This window comes from Kitasatospora sp. NPDC091257 (assembly GCF_044757675.1).
Taxonomy (GTDB): Bacteria; Actinomycetota; Actinomycetes; order Streptomycetales; family Streptomycetaceae; genus Kitasatospora; species Kitasatospora lactacystinica.
In genome coordinates this window covers 1-1,996 of sequence record NZ_JBIVVI010001449.1, presented here as the reverse complement: position 1 = coordinate 1,996, position 1,996 = coordinate 1, and the positions used below count along the sequence as shown (strand labels likewise).

General features: G+C 69.5%; 3 protein-coding genes. All 3 read right to left on the bottom strand.

Features of this window, described 5'->3' with window-relative positions; translation table 11 throughout:
* On the bottom strand, positions 1–960 hold a 960-nt coding region (locus ACIQOV_RS39255; RefSeq protein WP_401055664.1), incomplete at its 3' end, for a ferritin-like protein.
* Positions 961–1,246: 286 nt separating this feature from the next.
* Complete coding sequence (locus ACIQOV_RS39250; protein WP_401055662.1) at positions 1,247–1,519, bottom strand: hypothetical protein; 273 nt, start codon at positions 1,517–1,519, stop codon at positions 1,247–1,249.
* The gene (locus ACIQOV_RS39245; RefSeq protein ID WP_401055660.1) at positions 1,516–1,809 is read right to left on the bottom strand and encodes an ATP-binding protein; all 294 of its coding nucleotides are present in this window, start codon (positions 1,807–1,809) and stop codon (positions 1,516–1,518) included. The genes ACIQOV_RS39250 and ACIQOV_RS39245 overlap by 4 nt, the downstream gene beginning before the upstream one ends.
* Positions 1,810–1,996: the final 187 nt, after the last annotated feature.

Sequence of the window (1,996 nt, the reverse complement as noted above, 5' to 3'; positions counted from 1 at the left end):
CATGTGCCCGATCGCGTCGAAGAGCTCGTTCCCGTTGCCGCCCCAGGCGTGTTCGAGGGATGTCAGCATGGCGCTGTAGGACGTGTTGAAGTCGTGCAGTGCGGAGGCGGTGGGCTGGTCGGGCGCGTTGGCGGGGTCGTTGGCCCAGCCGCCGGCGGGAACACGGGCGACCGGCGAGGTGTCCGGGAGCGGTACGTCGGGGCCGGTGAACTCGAACCTCCCCGTCGCGGGGTTCTCGACCAGCTTCCTGCCGACGGCGATCTCCTTGAACGCGTAGTAGTGGGCGAGTTCGCCAGGGGGGCCGGGGAAGGGGTTGTCGGGCGAGGCGTCGGTGCCCTCGCCCTGGGTCCGGATGACGTCGATCGCCTTCAGCACGTCGTCCATGGTGTTCATCGCGACGATGTTGTTGCCGGCGCCGTGCTGCGACCCCAGCGGGAACGTCACCTGGTTCCGCCCGGTGAGCAGGTGCGCGAACCTCGGGAAGACGTCGGCGATGCGCTGGTAGAAGGCGCCGATCGTGTTGCCGTCGGCGGCGAACGCGAGCGGGTTCTCGGGCTTCTCGATGTCGGAGAAGAGGCCCGCCGACTCCCTGGTCAGCCCGCCGAGGGAGACGATCAGCCCCGGGTTGACCCCGCCGGGCAGCTCGCCCGGGTACTTCGGGACGGTGGCGGGGTCGGTCAGGACGACGGTGCCGCCGATGCTGGTGAGCATGTTGCAGACCAGGCCGAAGTGCGACATCTCGTCGAAGACGATCTCCCGGATCGTGTGGTGGACGGGTTGGCCGTCGTCCTGGCTGGTGATCGACCAGAGCGCGGTGGCGTAGGGCGGGATGGTGGAGAGCTCCAGCATGATCGCCCGCTGGAGCGCGTCCTTGAGCTCCTGCTCGGTCCAGTCCTCCTCGGCGATGTTCATGAGCTGGACGATCGCGTCGCTCTCGTAGTCCAGGATTCCGGTCGTCACGCTGGTCACCTTTCGTTCGGCTGTGCGCCGGACCGTAGCCGGAGGCGGATCGTGCGCGGACGCATGCCGTCGGTGCGGCCGAGGAGTTCATCCGGACGGGTGGCCGTGGGGGCGCCGACGCCGCGCTCACCGCCGGCCGGTGGGCCGGGACCGGTGAGGCCGAGTGACGGCGGGCGCCGTGCGTGGCTGCGGTGAGGGCGGATTTCTGCGATGAGGGCCGAACTTCCGCGATGAGGTCGGGTCGTCCCCGCCCGGCGCGAACGCCGGGCGGGGACGGGGGCGGGATTCAGGGCTGGTGGGCGGTGACGGTGATCAGGTGGGAGGTCCAGTCGGTCATCTCGCCGACGTAGAGGGTGACGCTCCAGGTGTCGTTGCGCGAGAGGCAGTTGGCGATGCCCTGACCGCCGCCCGGCCCGATGCAGATCCGGATGAAGTCGCGGTGGGCCTCCCGGATGGGGAGCTCGCGGACGCGCTCCCAGAGGACGGGGAGGGCGTGGTCGAGGCTGGGGAAGTCGGTCGGGAGCAGGATGCCGGCGATCCCGGCCCGGACGGCGCTCACGCGACGGCCCGCTCGGGGGAGATGTGGCACCAGACGAACTTCCCGATGCCGCCCTCGCGCGGGCAGCAGCCCCACTGGGTGGCCAACTCCCGGACGAGGAGCAGGCCTCGGCCGGTCTCGGTGGTGGTGGAGGGGCAGCGGGGCGAGGGCTTCTCGCCGTCGGCGTCGTGCACCTCGATGCGGAGGGTGTCGTCCGGGGAGAGCTGGAAGCGGACGAAGATCAGCCGGTCGCGCGGGGCACGGCAGTGCTGGAACGGCGTTGGTGACCAGCTCGCTGACCAGCAACTCACCGGTGAAGACGAGGAGTTCGCCGGAGAGGTGGGGGAGGAGGAAGTCGTGGAGCTCCCAGCGGGCGGCGCTCAGTTGATCACGATGCGTCGACCGTCGAGCTACGTTGAGTAGCATGCGCCTGGGAACTTCCAAAGTGCAAGTCCCTACTTTGGAAGTGAGCAAAGATTGTTGTCGACGCCGAGAGGG